20 protein-coding genes are annotated in these 19285 nt (G+C 70.1%); 11 read left to right on the plus strand and 9 right to left on the minus strand.

Annotation, left to right across the window (positions count from 1 at the left end; translation table 11 throughout):
• Nucleotides 1-4: 4 nt before the first annotated feature.
• Genes DQ237_RS20455 through ccmA form a run of 6 tightly spaced genes read right to left on the minus strand, consistent with a single transcriptional unit; the run spans nucleotide 5 to nucleotide 3325 of the window.
• Nucleotides 5-646: a TlpA disulfide reductase family protein gene (locus tag DQ237_RS20455; protein WP_255411563.1), complete on the minus strand. Its 642-nt coding sequence runs from the start codon at nucleotides 644-646 to the stop codon at nucleotides 5-7.
• A gap of 8 nt (nucleotides 647-654) precedes the next feature.
• Nucleotides 655-1074, minus strand: a complete 420-nt coding sequence (locus tag DQ237_RS18710) for a cytochrome c maturation protein CcmE (RefSeq protein WP_113801655.1) — start codon at nucleotides 1072-1074, stop codon at nucleotides 655-657.
• On the minus strand, nucleotides 1071-1193 hold the full coding sequence (locus DQ237_RS20460) for a hypothetical protein (protein ID WP_255411561.1): 123 nt from the start codon (nucleotides 1191-1193) through the stop codon (nucleotides 1071-1073). Before DQ237_RS20460 ends, DQ237_RS18710 begins: the two co-directional genes overlap by 4 nt.
• Nucleotides 1186-1920: a cytochrome c biogenesis protein CcsA gene (gene ccsA / locus DQ237_RS18715; RefSeq protein ID WP_113801656.1), complete on the minus strand. Its 735-nt coding sequence runs from the start codon at nucleotides 1918-1920 to the stop codon at nucleotides 1186-1188. Before ccsA ends, DQ237_RS20460 begins: the two co-directional genes overlap by 8 nt.
• Complete coding sequence (locus tag DQ237_RS18720; RefSeq protein ID WP_113801657.1) at nucleotides 1917-2591, minus strand: heme exporter protein CcmB; 675 nt, start codon at nucleotides 2589-2591, stop codon at nucleotides 1917-1919. The genes ccsA and DQ237_RS18720 overlap by 4 nt, the downstream gene beginning before the upstream one ends.
• Nucleotides 2588-3325 carry a heme ABC exporter ATP-binding protein CcmA gene (ccmA, locus tag DQ237_RS18725; protein ID WP_240619749.1) on the minus strand — a complete coding sequence of 246 codons (738 nt, stop codon included), beginning with the start codon at nucleotides 3323-3325 and terminating at the stop codon, nucleotides 2588-2590. Before ccmA ends, DQ237_RS18720 begins: the two co-directional genes overlap by 4 nt.
• 258 nt (nucleotides 3326-3583) lie before the next feature.
• Here ccmA and DQ237_RS18730 point away from each other — a divergent pair, with 258 nt between their 5' ends.
• From DQ237_RS18730 to DQ237_RS18750, 5 genes are all read left to right on the plus strand, one after another.
• Complete coding sequence (locus DQ237_RS18730; protein ID WP_113801659.1) at nucleotides 3584-4417, plus strand: sulfurtransferase; 834 nt, start codon at nucleotides 3584-3586, stop codon at nucleotides 4415-4417.
• A 258-nt stretch (nucleotides 4418-4675) separates the two neighbouring features.
• Nucleotides 4676-5047, plus strand: coding sequence for a BlaI/MecI/CopY family transcriptional regulator (locus DQ237_RS18735; RefSeq protein WP_113801660.1), 372 nt, complete (start codon nucleotides 4676-4678; stop codon nucleotides 5045-5047).
• Entirely contained in the window at nucleotides 5044-6000 is a 957-nt protein-coding gene (locus DQ237_RS18740; protein WP_113801661.1) for a M56 family metallopeptidase, read from the plus strand. Before DQ237_RS18735 ends, DQ237_RS18740 begins: the two co-directional genes overlap by 4 nt.
• Before the next feature lie 171 nt (nucleotides 6001-6171).
• Nucleotides 6172-7017: a F510_1955 family glycosylhydrolase gene (locus DQ237_RS18745; RefSeq protein ID WP_147251855.1), complete on the plus strand. Its 846-nt coding sequence runs from the start codon at nucleotides 6172-6174 to the stop codon at nucleotides 7015-7017.
• Complete coding sequence (locus DQ237_RS18750; protein ID WP_113801663.1) at nucleotides 7017-7601, plus strand: TlpA disulfide reductase family protein; 585 nt, start codon at nucleotides 7017-7019, stop codon at nucleotides 7599-7601. The genes DQ237_RS18745 and DQ237_RS18750 overlap by 1 nt, the downstream gene beginning before the upstream one ends.
• Nucleotides 7602-7652: 51 nt before the next feature.
• Here the strand turns inward: DQ237_RS18750 and DQ237_RS18755 are convergent, their stop codons facing one another.
• Nucleotides 7653-7895 carry an SHOCT domain-containing protein gene (locus DQ237_RS18755; protein ID WP_205730290.1) on the minus strand — a complete coding sequence of 81 codons (243 nt, stop codon included), beginning with the start codon at nucleotides 7893-7895 and terminating at the stop codon, nucleotides 7653-7655.
• A 345-nt stretch (nucleotides 7896-8240) separates the two neighbouring features.
• Between DQ237_RS18755 and DQ237_RS18760 the strand changes: the two genes are divergently transcribed.
• The 3 genes from DQ237_RS18760 to DQ237_RS18770 all read left to right on the plus strand — a co-directional run bounded on the left by DQ237_RS18760 (nucleotide 8241) and on the right by DQ237_RS18770 (nucleotide 11349).
• Entirely contained in the window at nucleotides 8241-8525 is a 285-nt protein-coding gene (locus DQ237_RS18760; protein ID WP_113801691.1) for a metal-sensitive transcriptional regulator, read from the plus strand.
• Nucleotides 8526-8600: 75 nt separating this feature from the next.
• Nucleotides 8601-8810, plus strand: a complete 210-nt coding sequence (locus DQ237_RS18765; protein ID WP_113801665.1) for a heavy-metal-associated domain-containing protein — start codon at nucleotides 8601-8603, stop codon at nucleotides 8808-8810.
• A 172-nt stretch (nucleotides 8811-8982) separates the two neighbouring features.
• Nucleotides 8983-11349, plus strand: coding sequence for a cation-translocating P-type ATPase (locus DQ237_RS18770; protein WP_113801666.1), 2367 nt, complete (start codon nucleotides 8983-8985; stop codon nucleotides 11347-11349).
• Between the two features lie 102 nt (nucleotides 11350-11451).
• Here the strand turns inward: DQ237_RS18770 and lnt are convergent, their stop codons facing one another.
• Both lnt and DQ237_RS18780 read right to left on the minus strand, forming a co-directional pair.
• A complete protein-coding gene (gene lnt, locus DQ237_RS18775; protein WP_236827475.1) occupies nucleotides 11452-12987 on the minus strand; it encodes an apolipoprotein N-acyltransferase in 1536 nt (511 codons plus the stop codon).
• A 142-nt stretch (nucleotides 12988-13129) separates the two neighbouring features.
• Nucleotides 13130-13669, minus strand: a complete 540-nt coding sequence (locus tag DQ237_RS18780; RefSeq protein ID WP_113801693.1) for an SCO family protein — start codon at nucleotides 13667-13669, stop codon at nucleotides 13130-13132.
• A gap of 516 nt (nucleotides 13670-14185) precedes the next feature.
• On the opposite strand from DQ237_RS18780, the gene DQ237_RS18785 reads away from it, so the two are divergent.
• The 3 genes from DQ237_RS18785 to DQ237_RS18795 all read left to right on the plus strand — a co-directional run bounded on the left by DQ237_RS18785 (nucleotide 14186) and on the right by DQ237_RS18795 (nucleotide 19103).
• The gene (locus DQ237_RS18785) at nucleotides 14186-14617 is read left to right on the plus strand and encodes a CBS domain-containing protein (RefSeq protein WP_113801667.1); all 432 of its coding nucleotides are present in this window, start codon (nucleotides 14186-14188) and stop codon (nucleotides 14615-14617) included.
• Between the two features lie 120 nt (nucleotides 14618-14737).
• Entirely contained in the window at nucleotides 14738-16114 is a 1377-nt protein-coding gene (locus DQ237_RS18790) for an MBL fold metallo-hydrolase (protein ID WP_113801668.1), read from the plus strand.
• A gap of 112 nt (nucleotides 16115-16226) precedes the next feature.
• Nucleotides 16227-19103, plus strand: a complete 2877-nt coding sequence (locus tag DQ237_RS18795; RefSeq protein WP_113801669.1) for a heavy metal translocating P-type ATPase — start codon at nucleotides 16227-16229, stop codon at nucleotides 19101-19103.
• Nucleotides 19104-19285 lie beyond the last annotated feature (182 nt).

Raw genomic sequence — 19285 nt, forward strand, 5'->3', positions numbered from 1 at the left:
CTGCTCAGTCGGTGGCCGCGGAGGGGCCGTCGGCGAGCTGGACCCCTAGCCGCTCCGTGAGTAGCGTGCGCAGCCGTTCCTGGTCCGTCGCGCCGATGACCTTGTCGACGATCTCTCCGTCGGGCGCGAGGACCAGGGTGGTGGGAACCCCGGGGCTGGGCAGCAGATCGAGCGACCGGCCCGACGGGTCGTACAGGTTGGCGTGGGTGATGCCGAGATCGTCCAGCAGGAACCGCGCCGGCCGCTCCCCGTCCTTGGCGTTGACGCCGAGGAAGAGCACCTGGTCCCCGACCTCGTCGGCGAGGCGCTGCAACTCCGGCATCTCCTCGCGGCAGATCCCGCACCACGACGCCCAGAAGGTGAGGACGACCGGAACCGCGGGCAGTTCCCGCAACGCCAGTTCGGTCGGCTGGCCCAGGCAGGTCAGGGTGATGTCGGGGAGTTGGGTCCCCGCGCCGCCGCCTGCCTCCAGGGGGTGGGGGCAGGGGGTCGTCGAGGGAAGGTCGCCTTCCTGAGCCTGGGGTATGACGCCGCTCCCCGGTTCACCGGGGCCGGTGCAGGCCGTGGTGAGCAGCGCCGCGGCGACCGAAACCCGACCGGCCCGTCCGAGCAAGCGCTTACGGGTGGCGGACGCTCGGGGCACCATCCGGACCGTCACGGCGCCCCATCGCCGGGTTCGCCCTCGGCGCTATCGGGAGGCTGGTAGTTCTCGTCGTGCTTGATGATCATGGTGTCGGAGCGGAAGGTGTCGCCGTCCCAGGCTCCCTCCATCACCACTCCGATGCCGGGGCGGAACAGCTGCGCGGGGGACCCCCGGTAGGCCACCGGAACTTCCGCGGGGCCGGAGACGACGACGAAGCGCAGCCCCTCGTCCGTCGTTACCACGCTGCCGTCCTGCACCAGACCGCCGATCTGGAAGCGCCTGCCGTCCTCGAAGTCGGCCTTCTGCGCGAGTGCCTCGTGCGGCGTCAGGAAGTACACGAGGTTCCCGTTGATGTTGCCGACGAAGAGCACCCCGAGCAGGATCCCCGCGACGCCCAGCACCGACACGGCCAGCAGCCGGTATCGCCTCATCGGATCTTCTCGATGCGCCGGTTGACGCCACTCAGCCGGTGCTGCAACCAGACGGCGTATCCGCTCATGGCCCCGTAGGTGACGCCGAACCCCAGCGCCACCCATGCCCACTCAGACATGGTTCGGGAACTCCTTCCGGTAGTCCGGGGTGGTGATCGCCTGCCCGGCGAGCTCGCCGGCGGCACGGTCGTGGGCGGCGTCGTAGGTCTCCTCGGCGACGGCCAGTCGGACGCGAGTGCGCAGGAGTAGGACGTAGACGAGCGTGAAGGCGAGGACGTTCAGCAGCAGGGCGGCGAGCATCCACTCGTCGATCGTGGGGGCCGCCGGCTTGAGCACCGTCGGCGGCTGGTGCACCGCCCGCCACCACACCACGGACATGTGGACGACGGGGATCTGGGCGAAGGCCAGGACCCCGAACACGGCGCTCCGCCGGGCTCGGACGGTGGCGTCCAGGGTCGCCCGGCGCAGCGCCAGGTAGCCCAGGTAGACGAAGAACATCATGGCGGTCGTCACCAGGCGCGGATCCCAGGTCCACCAGACTCCCCAGACCGGTTTCCCCCAGATCGAGCCGAGCGCGATGGTCAGTCCGGTGAAGAACACCCCGACCTCCGCACTGGCCGAGGCGAGCCGGTCCAGGGACGCTCGGCGCTTCCACAGCCAGCCCGCGCTGGCGCCCAACGTGATGGCGAAGCTGAGGTAGGCGAGCCACGCTGCCGGCACGTGGACGTACATCAGCCGCTGCAGGTTGCCCTGCAGCCGGTCCGGGGGAGCGGTCAGCGCTGCGGCCAGGGCCCCGGCCATGACGACGACGGTGACGGCGGTCAGCCGGCGGGAGACGGACGTCACGAGAACTCCTCGAGGGATCGGGCGAAGAGGGCGACCGCGAGTGCGGCGACGACGTCGACGAGCAGCAGCAGGGCCACCCAGCTCCACGGTTCCCGGCCGTAGCGCACCGCCTCGGCCACCTGGGTGGCCGACAGGAGCAAGGGAAGCGCCAGCGGAACCACCAGGAGGGGGCCGAGGGTCGTGCGGCCTGCCAGGCCCTGCGCGAGGGCGCCGGCCAAGGTCCCGAGCACGGCCAGCCCCGCGGCGACCAGCGGCAGGACCGCGAGCAGCCACGGCCAGCTGTCCAGGGGCGGGTCGTAGATCATCACTGCCACCGGGAGCAACGTCAGCTCGAATGCCAGCAGCAGCAGGGCGTTGGCTGCCGCCCGCCCGGTGAGCCGGACGACGGGATGGACTCCGGTGAGCCGCAGCAGCGCCACCTGGGCGGGCGTGTCCGCGGCGCTCTGCCGCAGGCTGACCAGCACGCCGAAGAGCAGCACGACGACCCAGTAGATGCCGTAGCCGACCGAGCGCAGCAGGGGGACGTCGGTGCCGATGGCGAGCGGGAAGAGGAGTAGCGCCACGCCGCCGAACGGGGCGGTGACCAGCAGAGTCTCCCCGGCCCGCCCCTCGAGGAGCAGGTCCTTCCGGGCCAGTTCCAGAGCCTGTCGCGCCGGGCCGGGCGGGGTCACCGGAATCCCTGCCCGGGGACCATCGTGGCCGCGGGAAGGACTTCGCGGAGGCTCCCCTCCCGGAGATCCAGCACCCGGTCGACGGCCGCGTCCAGCCGGGCGCGATCGTGGGAGACGACGACGGCAGCGCCCTCGCGCTCGCGTACCTCGTCGATGATGACGTCGACGAGGCCGGCGGACCCGCTGTCCAGCCCGGCGTGCGGTTCGTCCAGCAGCAGCAGGGCCGGCGCGCTGAGGATGACCCGCGCCAGCTCCGCGCGACGTTGCATTCCCTGGGAGCAGCGGTCCGCGGGCCGGTCCGCGGCCCGACCCAGTCCGACTGCGTCCAGGGCCGAGCTGACGGCCGACACGTCGACGCCGGTCAGACGACAGAAGAAGCGCAGGTTCTCGGCCAGCGTGAGCCGGGAATAGAGCGCGGGGGAGTGCCCGATCAGGGCGATCTGAGGACGGATCTTCTCGCACTCGCGGCTGCCCAGCGCCGAACCGAGTACCCGACCGGTGCCGGCGGCAGGGGAAAGCAGGGTGGCCAGCAGGCGCAACAGCGTGCTCTTGCCCGACCCGTTCGCCCCGATCACCCCCACTGCCTCGCCCGCTCCCACGGTGAGCGTCAGGTCCCGGAGGACTGGTGTGCGCTCGACCGCGACCGCGATGCCGTGCAGCTGGATCACCGCATCCGGCTGAGCCTGCCGCCCAGCAGGGCAGGCGTCGTACGGCAGCCGGGAAGCGGGGGACACGGGCAGCTTCCACCTTCTTCGGCGCCGGGGGAGAGGAGTGCTCAACGTCAACAGCAGTACGCGCGTGGATAGTACGGAGCTAAGTAGTAGCTGCCGCGACGGGGATGGCCGGCAAGCACTACTAGGGTCGATCGTAATAGCCTAGTTCTCGAACCGGCGCCCGTAGCGGAGAGCGCAGGGTCACGTCCGCGGGCGCCGGTTGTGGATGTCCGTGTGCGCCGTCTGAAAGCCTGAACATCCGACCAGAAGGAGACCTCCATGAGCCGCAACGACGTGCTCGTCACCGTCGACTGGGCCCAGGAGAACCTGGGCCAGCCCGGCATCGTCTTCGTCGAGGTCGACGAGGACACCACCGCCTACGACGGCGGCCACATCGAGGGCGCCGTCAAGCTGGACTGGAAGAAGGACCTGCAGGACCCGCTGCGCCGCGACTTCCTGGAGAAGAGCGCCTTCGAGGCGCTGCTGTCCTCGCGCGGCATCGCCAACGACGACACCGTCGTCCTCTACGGCGGCAACAACAACTGGTTCGCCGCCTACGCGTACTGGTACTTCCAGATCTACGGCCACTCCGACGTCAAGCTGATGGACGGCGGCCGCAAGAAGTGGGAGCTCGACGGCCGCCCGCTGTCCAAGGACGCTCCTCAGCGCCCGGCCACGCAGTACCGGGCCTCCGAGCCGGACCTGTCCATCCGCGCGTTCCGCGACGAGGTCGTCGCCTCCATCGGCAGCAAGAACCTCGTCGACGTCCGCTCGCCCGACGAGTTCTCCGGCAAGATCCTCGCCCCCGCGCACCTGCCCCAGGAGCAGTCGCAGAAGGCCGGGCACGTGCCCACCGCGATCAACATCCCGTGGAGCAAGGCCGCCAACGAGGACGGCACCTTCATGAGCGACGCCGAGCTCGAGAAGCTCTACGCCGAGCAGGGCTACGACGAGAGCAAGCCGACCATCGCCTACTGCCGGATCGGCGAGCGCTCCAGCCACACCTGGTTCGTGCTGCGCGAGCTGCTCGGCAGGACCGACGTCAAGAACTACGACGGCAGCTGGGTCGAGTACGGCTCGCTCGTCGGCGTCCCGATCGAGAAGGGGGCCTGATCCGCCGTCCAACCGTCAGCGGTGGCGGTCGTCCACGAGGGGGCGACCTGGCCGGTGGACGGCTGGGACTCCCCACCTCTGGCCGGGGTACTGCTCGCGTCGGCCTCTTCACCCGCCGGCTGTCCGGGTCCTGACACCCAGCGGAGTGAGCAGCTCCTCGGCCACTAGCTGGAGTAGTACGCTTGCCTGCGCTGGCTGCCATCCGGAACGGTTCTCGAAAACCCTAGGGATAGCAGCCGTCCGATCATGGGAGGTCCGGTGCGTCCGTTCGGTGAGCTCGAGGCTGCGGTCATGCAGTGCTTGTGGCGGCGTGGTGAGGCGGCAACCGTCCGGGACGTCCTCGGAGAGCTGAACGACGGCTCTCGCAACCTGGCGTACACCACCGTGATGACGGTCATGGACAACCTCCACCGCAAGGGTGCGTTGCGGCGCGAGATGGAAGGTCGTGCCTGGCGGTACACACCAGCTCGCACCTGGAGCGAGCACTCTGCAGCGCTTCTTCAGGAAGTGCTCGGGGAGGCTCGCGACCGTGACGAGGTGCTGATGCACTTCGTGGCCGACCTGGACCCGGACACCGTCGCAACCCTCAGGACAGCGGTCGAGGCGGCTCGGCAAGCCAGCGCTCCGTGATCACCGGCGGCCTGCTCGTCTTCGCGGTGCTGCTTGCCGTGCTGGCTCCGCGAGTGATCGAGGGAGACTGGTCGGTCCGGGCTCCGCGGTTGGCCGTCTTCGCGTGGCAGGCCACGTCGGCCGGAGTCGTTCTCGCAACAGTGCTCGCCGGGCTGACGTTCCTGGCGCCGGCCACGGCAGTCAGCGAAGGTCTCGCCGCGGTCCTGGACGCGTGCGCGGCGACGATCGCCAGCGTGTACAGCTCTCCCGGAAGGTTGCCCGCCATCCTCGCGGGGTTCCTGCTGGCCGGCCTCGTGCCGTTGAGGTTGTGCTGGGTGGCCGTCCGCAGCGGGTTGCGCGACGGAAGGTCGCGGCGGCGACTGCAGTCCTCGGTCCTCATGGGCGCTCGCCATGAACCAGAGCTGGGGGCTCTGGTCGTGGAGTCGCAGGAGGTGGCAGCGTTCTGCGTCCCCGGTCGCCACAAGGCTGTCGTCCTGACGAGCGCCGCTGTGGCGACCCTCTCCGACGAGGAGCTCGCCGGTGTGTTGGCGCACGAGCGCGCCCATCTCCACGGCCGCCACCACCTGGCAGTCGGGGGCGCCCGCATGCTCGCGCGGGCTTTCCCGGGGGTCCCGCTGTTCGGTCGGGCGACCGGGGGGATCGAGCAGCTTGTGGAACTGTTGGCGGACGACGCCGCTGCACGGCAGGTGCACCGGGTGGAGGTCGCTTCCGCGCTCGTGACCCTGGCAGGCATGCGCGCGCCGAGCACCGCCCTCGCGGCTGCCCAAGGGGTCGGGGCGCTGCGGGTGACGCGTCTCCTGCGGCCTGCGGCGCCTATCGGAGCACTGCCGCGCGTCGCTGCCATCACGGTCGCAGTGCTGGCGGTGGGCGGTCCCATCATGCTCGCCGCCTGGCCGCTGCTGGCGGCCACCTCCAGCGGACTGTGCGTCCTCCCCGGCGCCGGATGGAGCTGATCCCCGAACCGGAGGGATTACTATCGGAGTTAGTGATCCGATTCCGTCTGTAGGGACTTCATGTCTTCGCTCGTTCCGTCCATCCTTCGCCGCCCCTCGGCAGCTCTCCCGACCAGTGGTCCTCACGGGGCCGGCCGGCGCCTACTGATCGGGGCGGCGATCGTCGCACCCTTGGTTCTCTCCGCTTGCGGCACCGACGCCACCGCAGGACACCAGGAGACAGCTGACGGCGAGACGCACAGCCACGACGACGGCAGCCACGCCCACCCGGAGGACGTGACCCTCGAGCACGTGCACGGGCTCGGTGTCGACCCGGCCGACGACAGCCTCTACGCCGGCACGCACTACGGGCTGGTGCACATCACCTCAGACGGGGAGCTGACCCGCATCGCCGACCGGGTGCAGGACTTCATGGGCTTCACCGTCGTCGGCCCCGAGCACTACCTGGCCAGCGGTCACCCCGGCGAGGGGCAGGACGGTCCGGGAAATCTGGGCTTGATCGAGAGCACCGACGGCGGGCAGACCTGGGAGACGCTGTCGCTGGCCGGTGAGGCAGACTTCCATGCGTTGGACGCCGCGGGCGACATGATCTATGGCTACAGCGGTGGCCGGCTGCTGGTCAGCGAGGACGGCGTGGAGTGGGCCGATCGCGGCGAGATGCGGATCGCCGACCTCGCCGTCGACCCGGCCGATCCGCAGCGGCTGCTGGCCACCACCGAGGCCGGCCTGGTGGTGAGCGAGGACGCCGGGAAGAACTTCACAGCCGTCGCCGGCGCTCCGCTGCTGGTGCTGGTAGACGTCGCGGCCGACGGAGGCACGGCGGCCGGGGTCGCCCCCGACGGGACCGTGTTCGTGAGCACCGACGGCGGGCGGACCTGGGAGGAGCGCGAAAGTGTCGGCGGTGCACCGGCGGCGCTGACCGTGGAGGGGGATGAGGTCTACGTCGCCGTCGGCGCCGCGGTCCTGGTCTCCACCGACGGGGGGGAAACCTTCACCGAGCTGTATCGGGAGTCCTAATGCCGGCGCGGCTGGCCGGCGGGCTGCTGACCGCCGCCTTACTGGCCGGCTGTGCGCCGGACGCGACTGTTGTCGGCGACTCCCCATCGTCTGGGGCATCCGGAGGGCTGCCGGTAGATGCCGCGCCACCGTGCGAGGAACTCCCCGCGCGGCCCGTCGCGTCAGGTGCCGACGCGCTGTCCTCACTCACGTTGCCGTGTCTCGGCCCTGGACCGGACGTCGCGTTGGACCGTCTGACCGGTCGTCCGACGCTAGTAAACCTCTGGGCGACCTGGTGCCTCCCCTGCCGCGAGGAGATGCCCCTGCTTCAGGAGGCCTACGCGCGGCACGGCCAGGACGTGCGCTTTCTCGGCATCGACACCCAGGACGACCCCGAAGCGGCCGCTGCATTCTTGAGCGACCTCGGGATCGGCTATCCCCACGCGGTGGATGCGGAGGCCGAGCTACTGCGCGAGCTCGGCGTGCGAGGCCTGCCCGTGACCCTCGCGGTCGACGAGCAAGGGCGCGTCGTCGACCGTCGAGTGGGCCAGTTGACGCCGGAGGGACTCCAAGAGCTGATGAACAGTCTGCTGTCCTCAGCCTGAGGAAGGGCCTCTGCGGCTGGCGTCAGGGTTCCCGGTCCGAGCTCGGGGGAATCAGGTGTCGCGCAAATCCTGCAGTCGCTGGCGGAACTCTTCGCTGTCCAGCTCGCCGCGGGCATACCGCATCCGGACTTCGTCCTCGGCGGACCGGTCCTCGCGCCCACCGTTGCCCCCTCGGTGTGCCGGTTCAGGGCGGCGGACTGCCTTCACCACGAGGACCACGGCTACCGCGACCAACGCAATCAGCAGGACCGTCCACAGGAGCATGCCCAGGCCCATGCCCCACATCCCCGTCATGCCCATGTCTCCACCCACTGCGACGACCTCCTGGTGATTCTCGGCAGGCTAGTACTAAACAAGATAGTAAGCTTGTCTCGCGGGGGCCTCCGGGCGGGGGCGCTCCCGGCTGAGTCGATGGTGCCCGTCACCGCCCCGAGCTATCCGTCACGGGCGCCGGTTTCGCTGAAAGGGCGGTCCGTGTACGGAAGGAAGGACGGATCTCGCCGGTCGCCACTCCTACCTCGACCGCACTGTGCTGACAGCGGGTCGCGTCCCTCCGCGAATACGGCGGGGGGGGTATGTGTGTTGGGTCGGACTGAGCGACTGAGAGGCGGAGGCGCCGTGGAACCGCTGGAGGGGCAGATGTCCGAGGGGTACATCCGCCGCAAGGACGATCACCTGAAGCGGCTACGGCGGATCGAGGGTCAGGCTCGCGGGCTTCAGCGGATGGTCGATGACGAGGAGTACGGCATCGACATCCTCACCCAGGTCTCCTCCATGACCCGGGCCCTGCAAGCCGTGGCGCTCGGTCTGCTGGACGAGCATCTACGCCACTGCGTTCTGCAGGCCGCCGACCGCGGTGGCCGAGCGGCCGAGGACCAGCTTCGGGAGGCATCGGAAGCCATTGCCCGGCTGGTGCGGTCGTGAGCCAGTGGCAGACCTCGCCAGAGGGACGGCGCGCTCCATAGACCTGCCATCAACGATCGAGAGGACATTCGTCCGATGAGTACTTCGACCTACACCGTGGTCGGCATGACCTGTGGGCACTGCGTCTCTGCTGTGACCGAGGAGGTGAACGAGCTGCCCGGCGTCACCGCCGTGCAGGTGGATCTGGCCACCGGGGGGCTCAGCGTCACCAGCGACACCGCAGTTGATGAGTCCGCCGTACGCGCGGCTGTGGAAGAGGCGGGGTACGCACTGGCTGACCGCTGACCGCTGACCGCTGACCGCTGACCGCTGACCGCTCAGCTGCCTGGCGCCGCCGTCGTGAGGACGAGGGCGGGAGCTGTGCGCCAGGTTGGCCGCCGGGCGTCCTCCCATGACCGGCAGGCCGGCGGTGCTGCCACCAGCCACCTGCCCGGCAACCTCGCTACCAGGAGGATCGATGAGCTCCGCAACCCGTGATGGCACCACGCCTACTGGGGAAGAACAGGTCGAACTGGCGATCAGCGGCATGACCTGCGCGTCCTGCGCCGCACGGATCGAGAAGCGGCTGAACAAGCTGGACGGCGTCACGGCCACGGTCAACTACGCGACCGAGAAGGCAAAGGTCAGCTACGCCCCGGGTGTGACTCCCGAGGACCTCCTGGCGGCGGTGCAGAAGGTCGGCTACACGGCCCGGCTGCCGGAGCCACCACGGTCGGCGGCGGACGACACCGAGCCCGGGCCGGCGGCTGACGACGACGTGCGCGAGCTGCGCCACCGGCTGCTGGTCTCGACCGCGCTGACGGTCCCGGTGATCGCCATGGCGATGATCCCGGCCCTGCAGTTCACGTACTGGCAGTGGTTGTCCCTGACCCTGGCCGCTCCGGTGGTCGTGTGGGGTGGCTGGCGGTTCCACGAGGCGGCCTGGGCCAACCTGCGCCACCGCGCGGCCACCATGGACACCCTGATCTCGATGGGCACGCTGGCCGCTCTCGGCTGGTCGGTCTATGCGCTTTTCTTCGGGACCGCCGGCGTCCCGGGCCTGACCCACGAGTTCGAGTTCTCCGTCGCGCACACCGACGGCAGCGCCAACATCTATCTGGAGGCCGCCTCGGGTATCGCCACCGCGTTGCTCGCAGGGCGCTACTTCGAGGCGCGCGCCAAGCGGCGTTCGGGTGCGGCGCTGCGCGCGCTCCTCGAGCTCGGCGCCAAGGAGGTGTCCGTCCTGCGAGACGGACAGGAACACCGGATCCCCGTCGACCAGCTCGCGGTCGGTGACCTGTTCGTTGTCCGGCCGGGGGAGAAGATCGCCACCGACGGCGTGATTACCGAGGGAGCGTCCGCGGTGGACGCGTCCATGGTCACCGGTGAGTCGGTACCCGTGGAGGTCGGGCTCGAGGATGCGGTCGTCGGCGCCACGGTCAACGCCGGTGGTCGTCTCGTCGTGCGCGCGACCCGGGTCGGTGGGGACACCCAGCTGGCGCAGATGGCACGACTGGTCGAGGAGGCCCAGAACGGCAAGGCCGAGGTCCAGCGCCTGGCCGACCGCATCTCCGGGATCTTCGTCCCGATCGTCATCGCGCTGGCAGTGGCGACCCTGGTCTTCTGGCTCGCCATCGGCGGGGGCGTCGGCATGGCCTTCACCGCGGCCGTCGCCGTGTTGATCATCGCCTGCCCCTGCGCCCTGGGTCTCGCCACTCCTACAGCGCTGATGGTCGGTACCGGCCGTGGGGCTCAACTGGGCATCCTCATCAAGGGTCCGGAGGTGCTCGAGTCCACCCGCCGCGTGGACACCGTCGTCCTCGACAAGACCGGCACGGTCACCACCGGGCGAATGACCCTGCTCGACGTCGCCGTCGCTTCCGGAGAAGACGTCAACGAGGTGCTGCGGCTCGCCGGCGCGCTGGAGAACGCCTCGGAACACCCGATCGCTCAGGCCATCGCCGCCGGTGCCGCGCAGCGGACGGGGCAGCTCCCGAGCGTGGAGGGCTTCACGAACATCGAGGGGCTCGGCGTTCAGGGAGTCGTGGACGGCCACGCGGTCCTGGTAGGACGCGTCCGGCTGTTCGCCGACTGGGCGCAGCAGATACCCGCCGACCTCCAGCAGGCCAAGGCTGCAGCCGAGGAGGAGGGCAGGACCGCCGTCGTGGTCGGCTGGGACGGCGCTGCCCGCGGCGTCCTCGTCCTGGCCGATGCCATCAAGCCGACCTCGGCCCAGGCCATCCGGCAGTTTCGCGACCTCGGACTCACGCCCATCCTGCTCACGGGGGACAACGAGACCGTTGCCCGCTCGGTCGCCCAGCAGGTCGGCATCGACGAGGTGTTCGCCGAGGTCCTCCCGCAGGACAAGGTCGATGTCGTCAAGCGACTCCAGGACGAGGGCAAGGTCGTGGCGATGGTCGGTGACGGGGTGAACGACGCCGCCGCCCTTGCTCAGGCGGACCTCGGTCTGGCCATGGGGACCGGCACGGACGTCGCCATCGAGGCCAGCGACCTGACGCTCGTCCGCGGCGATCTCCGAGCTGCAGCGGACGCCATCCGGCTCGCACGGAAGACGCTGTCCACCATCAAGGGCAACCTGTTCTGGGCCTTCGCCTACAACGTCGCCGCACTTCCACTGGCGGCCGCCGGGCTGCTGAACCCGCTCATCGCCGGGGCGGCGATGGCCTTCAGCTCGGTGTTCGTCGTCTCCAACAGCCTGCGGCTGCGCCGGTTCAAGGCTCTGGCGTCGGACCGTGTCGACGGGGGAGCCGTGGGGGACCGCTCGCCGGAGGGGGCGCCCGTGACCGACGGGCCGGTTCCGGATCCCAGCATCTCCTCCCGCTGAGGTCCTGTCGGCGGCCTGGCGAACGGGGCGGCGCCGAGGAAGCCGATCGGGCGTCCTCCCGGCTGATCCGGGAGGCGCCTGATCGGCGTTCCCCGGTGCGATCTACGGGTGCCCGGCGTCCGCAGCGGACTGCCGCGGTCGGCGTCGGAACGCCGTCCCCACCAGGATGAGGGTTGCCAGGGCGATGACCGGCAGATCCCCGGAGCGGGCGTACGGCGTCAACCCGACGCGCAGCGGAATCCTCTCCCTGAGGAGCGCTGCTGTCCCCAGGTCGCTCCTGGCGATCACCTGTCCGCTGGGCAGGATGACGGCGGAGTAGCCGGTGGGCGCAGCCTGCAGGACGGTGCGGCCGAACTCTCGGGCCCGTAGTCGAGCTGCGGCGAGCTCGGCTGCCGGCACCTCCTCGGTGACGAAGGATGCGGCGTTGGTGGGAACCAGGACCACCTGTCCGCCCGCAGCCACGGCCTCCTGCACCCGGTCGGCGAAGAAGACCTCGTAGGAGATGACCACCCCGAGCGGCCCGGCGGGTGACTCGAGGAGTGCTTCTCCTTCGCCGACGATCGCGTCCCGCGGGACCAGCGCCGTGGCATCGGTGACCTTCTCCAGGAGGCCTCGGGCGGGAATGTACTCCCCGAACGGCACCCGGTGCTCCTTCTCGTACCGGGCCAGCCGATCGCCGTCCGGTCCCCAGAGGACCGCAGCGTTGCGGAATCCGTCGCCCTCGGTCTCGACGATGCCGACGACGACAGGTGCGCCCAGCTCCCGGGCCAGCTCGGCCAGGGCAGCCCCTGTCAATGTCGCACCGATCGGCCCGTCGACGTGGACGACGTTCTCCGGGAGCAGTACGAGATCGGGGGAGCCGCTGACGTCCCGGGCCAGGTCGAGATGGCGCTGGGTGACTGCGTACGCGTCGGAGTCAACCGCCCGCTCCCCGAGCGGACCGCCGCCCTGCACGACGACCGCATCCAACGTCCCCGCGTCACGAGTCGTGAGGTTCGACCCGACGGCGACCGGGAGGACGCTGACGGCCAGAGCCCCGCCGGCAGCAACGGCCCGGCGACGTCGATCCGGCAGGACGAACAGCGCCGCAAGCGCGACTCCCGTAGCTGCCGCCGCGCCGGTGACCAGGAGCGAGCCACCGAGCGCGGCGGCGCCGAGGAAGGGCCCGTCGGGCTGACTGAGGGACAAGGCGACGAGCGGAAAGCCGCCCAGCGGGAACCGGGCCTGAACGGCTTCGAGCAGCACGAGGGCAGCCGGGAGCGCCCACCATCCACCGGACCAACGGCCGTGCGCGGCAGAGGGAACCAGTGCGGCGGCCCCGGCGAGCAGTCCGGCTTCGAGGGCCGCCACTCCGAGATACCCGGCGACGTGGAACTCGAGCAGCCACGGGAGCGTGGCCCCGTAGAGGACCAATCCTGTCGTCGCGCCGAGGAGGAGCCGGTCCCTCAGCGGCCGGTTGTACAACGCGACGGTCAGCGCTGCAGCGCCCACCGACAGCAGTGGCCACCACCCACGGGGCGGCGCGGCCAGTGCCCAGGCGGCGCCGGCAGCAACGGCGAGGGCCATGCCTGCCAGCCGGGTGACCCTCTTGCCCTCCGGTGGGACCTGGGCGCCCGTGGGTGCCCGGTCCGACGTCACGGGCGGGGATGGTTGCCTCACCGGCTCCTCCCCGTGCCTGGCGAGCGGGGAATCGAGGCCCGAAAGTGCACCCGAAGGCAGAAGAAATCCCGGTGAAGAGGACCTCGGCCGCGCTCACCCTGGTCCCGGTTGGATCCCGCCCTCACCCGGCAGCGGCGAGCTCGGTGAGGTCCTCGGCGTACTGCTCGGGTGTCGTGCCGCCGGTGTAGACGATCGAGCGGTCGCCCGGACCCCAGACATAGACGGCACCAGCGTGGTCGATCCCGTACTCCTGGTGGGCATCGTCCCCGTCGTGGGGATGCGCCGGGGCGTCGGAGACGGCGGGGACCTGCGCGGTCTCGGGGAGGTACAACTCGGTGAGCGCAGCCGCGGTGGCTTCGTTTCCCCCGATGAGCCCGGTGAACTCCGGGTCGAAGCGGTCGAGCCACTCGCGCAGCTTCTCGGGCGTGTCCCGGGCGGGGTCCTCGGTCACGAACACGACCTGCACCCGGTCCTGTACCTCTGGCGTGAGCATGTCGTGCGCGAGCGACAGGTCGGCCATCGTCGTGGGGCAGACGTCCGGGCAGTGGGTGTAGCCGAAGAACAACATGGTGATCTCGTCCTCCGGCCGGTCGCCGATGTCGAACGGCTCACCACTCGTTGTGCGCAGCTCGAGGCTGGGACGAGGCCGCGGGGGATCCATGAGTGTGCCGTGAAAGCCGTCGTCGTCGGCGATGATGGATACCCCGTTCGCTGCATCCGCATCCCCCGGGTCCCCGGCGTCCGCACCGCAACCGGCCAGCACCAGGCTGCCGAAGAGAACCGCAACGCTCGCTGCCGTGCCACCGCGGACCACGCGCACAGGACCTCCCGGGAAGTACAGGCGGCCGCGACGGGATGCTGACCCCTAGGCGACATAGTAAGCAGCGGCTCGTGAGGCCAGCCCACCCGTCAGGTGAGGGCAGGAGCACACGGTCACCAAGCCAGACACGCTGACTCAGGGTGGCATCCCGGTGTGAGGCCAGAAGCGGGGACCGGCCTTCACCCGGTGCAGAGACGTGGACGGTCGGCCGGACCGGCAGTGTCGTCGGCCGGACCGGCAGTGTCGTCGGCCGGACCGGCAGTGTCGACAGAGGAACCCGACGGACGCGAGTACCGAGTACGAGTCCGGGTAGTAGTCGAGGGTCCGGCTGCCACGATCTGTTCAAGGGAGTGCCCAGTGCGCGTATCCGACGTCATGACCGCTGACCCAACCTGCTGTTCGCCGGAGACGACGGTCCGGGAAGCCGCCGAGCTGATGGCCGACAACGATTGCGGCTGCCTGCCCGTCGTGGACGACGCCCGCCACGTCGTCGGCGTGGTGACCGATCGGGACATCACCTGTCGGTGCGTGGCCCAGGGCAAGGACCCAGAAACGCCGGTCGCCGAGGTGATGACATCCCAGGCCAGCTGCTGCGGTCCCGACGACGACGTCGATGAGGTCGCGCGGATCATGAGTGACAGCAAGATCCGGCGGGTGCCGGTGGTCGATGCCGGCGGCTGCTGCGTCGGCATGGTTGCCCAAGCCGATCTCGCCCGTACGGACCAGCAGCAGGCCGGGAACGTCGTCGGGGAAGTCTCGGAGCAGAGCCAGTCGTCCTCACGGGCCTGAGAGGGAATCCTCCAGCCGCCGGGCGGATGAGACCGTGGTCGGTCGTGCCGCGGGCACCGCCCAGCGGCATGTGCGGGGCAGTGCCATCCGCTCTGATCGCCTCCGCACGGAAGGACCGCGATGACCGTCGTAGACACCATCGAGACATCGAGCCTGGGCGACCGCAGCTACCTGGCGACAGACGGCGAGGTTGCGGTGGTGGTGGACCCGCAGCGCGACATCGACCGGGTGCTGGCCCTGGTCAACGCACAGAGGCTGCAGGTGACCCACGTGCTGGAGACGCACATCCACAACGACTATCTGACCGGCGGACTCGAGCTCGCCGCTCGGACGGGCGCCGTCTACGTCCTGCCGGCCGACAGCGGGGCGGAGTTCGACCACCTCAGCGTCGAAGACGGTGACGTGCTGGAGGCCGGGGCGATGCGACTCCGGGTCCTGCACACCCCCGGCCACACCCACCACCACGTCAGCTACGCCCTCCACGAGGCCGACGGGCAGGCCGTCGGCGTGTTCACCGGTGGATCGATGCTCTTCGGGGCAACTGGGCGCACCGACCTGGTCAGTCCGGAGGACACCACCGGCCTAACCCACGCCCAGTACCACTCGGTGCAGCGGCTCGTCCGCGAGCTGCCGGCCGAGGCGGAGGTCTTCCCCACCCACGGCTTCGGCAGCTTCTGCTCCGCGACTCCGACCAGCGGCACCGCCTCGACGGTGGGGGAGCAGGTCGGGGCGAACCCGGCCCTGACGCTGGCGGAGCAGGAGTACGTCGACGCCCTGCTGGCCGGACTCGACGTCTATCCGGCCTACTACGCGCGGATGAGCCCGATCAACCGCAGTGGCCCGCCGGCGGTGGACCTCTCCCTCCCACAGCGGGTCGACGGCGCTGAGCTGCGCCGGCGGATCCAGGCCGGGGAGTGGGTCGTGGACCTGCGTCACCGAGTGGCCTTCGCGGCCCATCACCTGCCTGAGTCGCTGAACTTCGAGCTCGGTACCAACCTCGTCACCTACCTCGGCTGGCTCTACCGCTGGGACGCCCCGCTCACCCTGATCGGGGAGAGCGAGCACCAGATTGCCGACGCTCGCCGAGAGCTGATACGGATCGGCATCGACGAGCTGGCCGGCGCCGCTATCGATGACATCGAAAGCCTGGCCGATGACGGGGCGCTGCGTTCGTACCGGGTGAGCGACTTCGCCGGCCTGGCCACCGAGCTCGAACGCGGACCGGTGCAGATCCTCGATGCTCGCCGCGACGACGAGCGCGCCGCCGGGTTCGTTCGGAGCTCGCGGCACATGCCCCTGCACCAGCTCGCCGACCGGCTCGATGAAGTTCCCCAGGGCGAGGTCTGGGTCTACTGCGGGTCGGGCTACCGGGCTTCCATCGCAGCGTCGGTCCTCGACCGACCCGGCCGCCAGGTCGTGCTGGTCAACGACGACTACGGCAGCGCCAAGAAGGTCGGGCTGGAGGACGAACCCCGTGGTGGAGACCGACGGTGGTGACGGCGGACTCATGCGCTATCGGGATCGATTCCCCCGGTCTGAAAGTGCGCGGCAGTGAGCACTGGAGAGCAGGACGCCGCACCTGTCCCGCGGGCTCGGCAAGGAGGAGAACGTGACCACCACTGAGCTGATCGTCGTCGCCGGTGGCGTCGCCCTCACGGGGGCTCTGGCCTGGTACTTCTTCGCCCCGCGCAAGGCCACGCATGCCGAGGTCCACGACGGGCGTCAGGTCGTCGACATTACCGTCAAGGGCGGATACTCACCGAGCCTCATCCGGGTCGAGGCCGGCTCCCCGGTGCAGCTGCGGTTCCATCGCCAGGAGAACAGCGACTGCACAGCCCGGGTGGTGTTCCCCGACTTGCGCAAGAGCGCCTCGCTGGCCGCCTTCGGCACGACGACGATGGATCTCGCCATCGACCAACCCGGTGAATACGGTTGGGCCTGCGGGATGAACATGCTGCACGGCACCCTCATCGCCGAGGAAGGCGGCGAGGGTGACGGGCTCCGCGCCAAGGCCGAGCGGCCCGAGACCCCCTTGGCGTCACCAGAACAAGGCGGCGGCGACGTTGTCGAGGCCGCCCGAGGCGTCACGCAGGAGAACCGGGAGACCGCTCGCGCCGTCGGCGTCGGACCCCGGGTCGACGACGTCGCGAGGTGCGAACGGGCCGAATTCCTGCTGCCCGGCGCGCTCCGCAGCCTGCCCACCGACGTGGCACGTGCTGAAGCGCAGCTGCGAGCTGTCGGGGGCGTCGACTCCGCCCAGGTGAACTTCGGCGCGGAACGCGCGGTGATCATGTACGACCCGACGCTGGTCGACGTGGACGGGCTGACGGAGGCGGTCGCGGCCGCCACCGGCTTCCCAGCCCGGCTCCGGGCGGAACCCGGAGCCGCGTCGACCGAGAACGCCGAGGCGGAGGCGCACCGCGAGGAGGTTCGCGACCTGACTCGGCGCGTCACCGTCGGTGCAGTTCTGAGCCTGCCGGTGGTGTACGCGACGATGGTCGGGCACTTCATCGGCGGCCAGTACGTGCCCGACCTCCTCGAGAATCCGTACATCCAGCTGCTGCTGACCCTGCCGGTGTTCTTCTGGGTCGGCTGGCCGATCCACACCACCGGATGGCGGGCGCTGCTCAATCGCAGTGCCGAGATGAACAGCCTCATCACGCTGGGGACCATCGCCGCGTTCGGCTACAGCCTCGTGGTCACTGTGGTGCCAGGGGTCCTGCCCGAGGACGTGCGCGAGGTCTACTACGAGGTCGTCTCGGTCATCATCACGCTGATCCTCCTCGGCCGGCTGGTCGAGGCCCGCGCCCGGGCCGGCACCGGTGACGCCATCCGTGCCCTCGTCGAGCTCACCCCGGCTACGGCCCGCGTGCTCCGTGACGGCGAGGAGGTCGAGGTCGGCGTCGACGAGGTCGAGGTCGGCGACGACGTGCGCGTCCGACCTGGCGAGAAGATCCCGGTCGATGGCGAGATCGTTGACGGCGGCTCCACGATCGACGAGTCGATGGTCACGGGTGAGAGCGTCCCGGTCAGCAAGGCGGCCGGCGACGAGGTCATCGGTGCCACGGTGAACCAGACCGGCGCCTTCACGATGCGGGCGACCAGGGTGGGCTCGGAGACCGCCCTCGCCCAGATCATCAAGCTGGTCCAGGAGGCGCAGTCCTCCAAGGCACCGATCCAGCGGCTCGTCGATGCCGTCGCGAGCTACTTCGTGCCGGCGGTGGTCTTCATCGCCATCGCCACGTTCGTGTTGTGGTTCGTGTTCGGCCCGGCCCTGACCCTCGCTGTGATCGCTACCGTCAGCGTGCTGATCATCGCCTGCCCGTGTGCTCTGGGGCTGGCCACCCCCCTGTCGATCATGGTCGCTACCGGCAAGGGCGCCCACGCGGGGGTTTTGATCAAGAGCGCCGAGGCGTTGGAGACCGCCCACAAGCTGGACACGGTGGTGCTCGACAAGACGGGCACGATCACCCGGGGCGCACCGGCGCTGACCGACGTGATCGCTGTCGCCGGGCAGGACGAGCGAGAGGTGCTCGGTCTCGTGGCCTCTGCCGAGGCGGACAGCGAGCACCCGCTCGCCAGTGCGATCGTGGCCGGAGCCCGTGAGCGCGGACTCGACCTCGTGCGACCGACCGCCTTCGACTCCGTCACCGGCAAGGGTGTTCGGGCGACGGTGGACGGACAGGAGGTGTTGATCGGCAACGGCCGCCTGCTGCGGGACGCCGGCATGGGGACCGGCGAGCTCCAGGAGCATGCCCATCGGCTGGCCGATGACGGGAAGACCCCGATGTTCGTCGCCGTCGCGGGACGGCCCGCCGGGCTCATCGCCGTCGCCGACACGATCAAGCCGGACTCGGTCGCGGCCATCCAGGCGCTGCAGGACCTGGGACTCGAGGTGGCGATGATCACCGGCGACAACGAGCGGACGGCTCACGCGGTCGCCCGCCAGGTCGGTATCGACCGCGTCCTCGCCGAGGTGCTGCCGGAGCAGAAGGCCGCCGAGGTCCGCAGCCTGCAGGACGAGGGCAAGCTCGTGGCGATGGTCGGCGACGGTATCAACGACAGCCCTGCACTGGCCCAGGCCGACGTCGGTATCGCCATCGGTACCGGCACCGACGTCGCCATCGAGGCCGCCGACGTCACGCTCATGTCGGGCGAGCTGAGAGGTCTGGTGACTGCGATGGCGCTGTCCAAGGCCACCATGCGCAACATCCGGCAGAACCTGTTCCTGGCGTTCGGGTACAACACCGCCGCGATCCCCATCGCCGCCGGCCTGCTCTACCCGGTCACCGGTGCCCTGCTCTCACCGATGATCGCTGCCGCTGCCATGGCACTGTCGAGCATCAGCGTCGTGGTCAACGCCGCCCGGCTCAACCGGTTCACCCCGCCGCGGGTCGTCGCCACCGTCCACGAGGACCGCGGGACGACGGCCAAAGATCCCTCCACCGGTGCTGTGCTGGCTCCCCGGGAAGCGAAACAACGGTGACCAGTCGTGCTCCTGATCTCCGCCGCAACGGTGTTCGGGATGCAGATCTCGCAGCGCGGGCCCGGTGGCACTAACGCCGCGGAGCGACCGTAGAGGAGTGACGACTGCGATCTTCCGGCGTACTGAGCCAGGTGTGTTCCAGGTGCAACCAGCGACGACCACCCAACCGGCCGGCCAGACGC

It is taken from the genome of Blastococcus sp. TF02-8 (genome assembly GCF_003319175.1).
Taxonomy (GTDB): domain Bacteria; phylum Actinomycetota; class Actinomycetes; order Mycobacteriales; family Geodermatophilaceae; genus Blastococcus.

Bases quoted from the DNA above. Each gene is read 5' to 3' on its own strand.
- DQ237_RS20455 (WP_255411563.1), bottom strand. From the start codon at position 646: ATGGTGCCCCGAGCGTCCGCCACCCGTAAGCGCTTGCTCGGACGGGCC.
- DQ237_RS18710 (WP_113801655.1), bottom strand. From the start codon at position 1,074: ATGAGGCGATACCGGCTGCTGGCCGTGTCGGTGCTGGGCGTCGCGGGG.
- DQ237_RS20460 (WP_255411561.1), bottom strand. From the start codon at position 1,193: ATGTCTGAGTGGGCATGGGTGGCGCTGGGGTTCGGCGTCACCTACGGG.
- DQ237_RS18730 (WP_113801659.1), top strand. From the start codon at position 3,584: ATGAGCCGCAACGACGTGCTCGTCACCGTCGACTGGGCCCAGGAGAAC.
- DQ237_RS18750 (WP_113801663.1), top strand. From the start codon at position 7,017: ATGCCGGCGCGGCTGGCCGGCGGGCTGCTGACCGCCGCCTTACTGGCC.
- DQ237_RS18755 (WP_205730290.1), bottom strand. From the start codon at position 7,895: ATGACGGGGATGTGGGGCATGGGCCTGGGCATGCTCCTGTGGACGGTC.
- DQ237_RS18760 (WP_113801691.1), top strand. From the start codon at position 8,241: ATGTCCGAGGGGTACATCCGCCGCAAGGACGATCACCTGAAGCGGCTA.
- DQ237_RS18765 (WP_113801665.1), top strand. From the start codon at position 8,601: ATGAGTACTTCGACCTACACCGTGGTCGGCATGACCTGTGGGCACTGC.
- DQ237_RS18770 (WP_113801666.1), top strand. From the start codon at position 8,983: ATGAGCTCCGCAACCCGTGATGGCACCACGCCTACTGGGGAAGAACAG.
- DQ237_RS18780 (WP_113801693.1), bottom strand. From the start codon at position 13,669: ATGGATCCCCCGCGGCCTCGTCCCAGCCTCGAGCTGCGCACAACGAGT.
- DQ237_RS18790 (WP_113801668.1), top strand. From the start codon at position 14,738: ATGACCGTCGTAGACACCATCGAGACATCGAGCCTGGGCGACCGCAGC.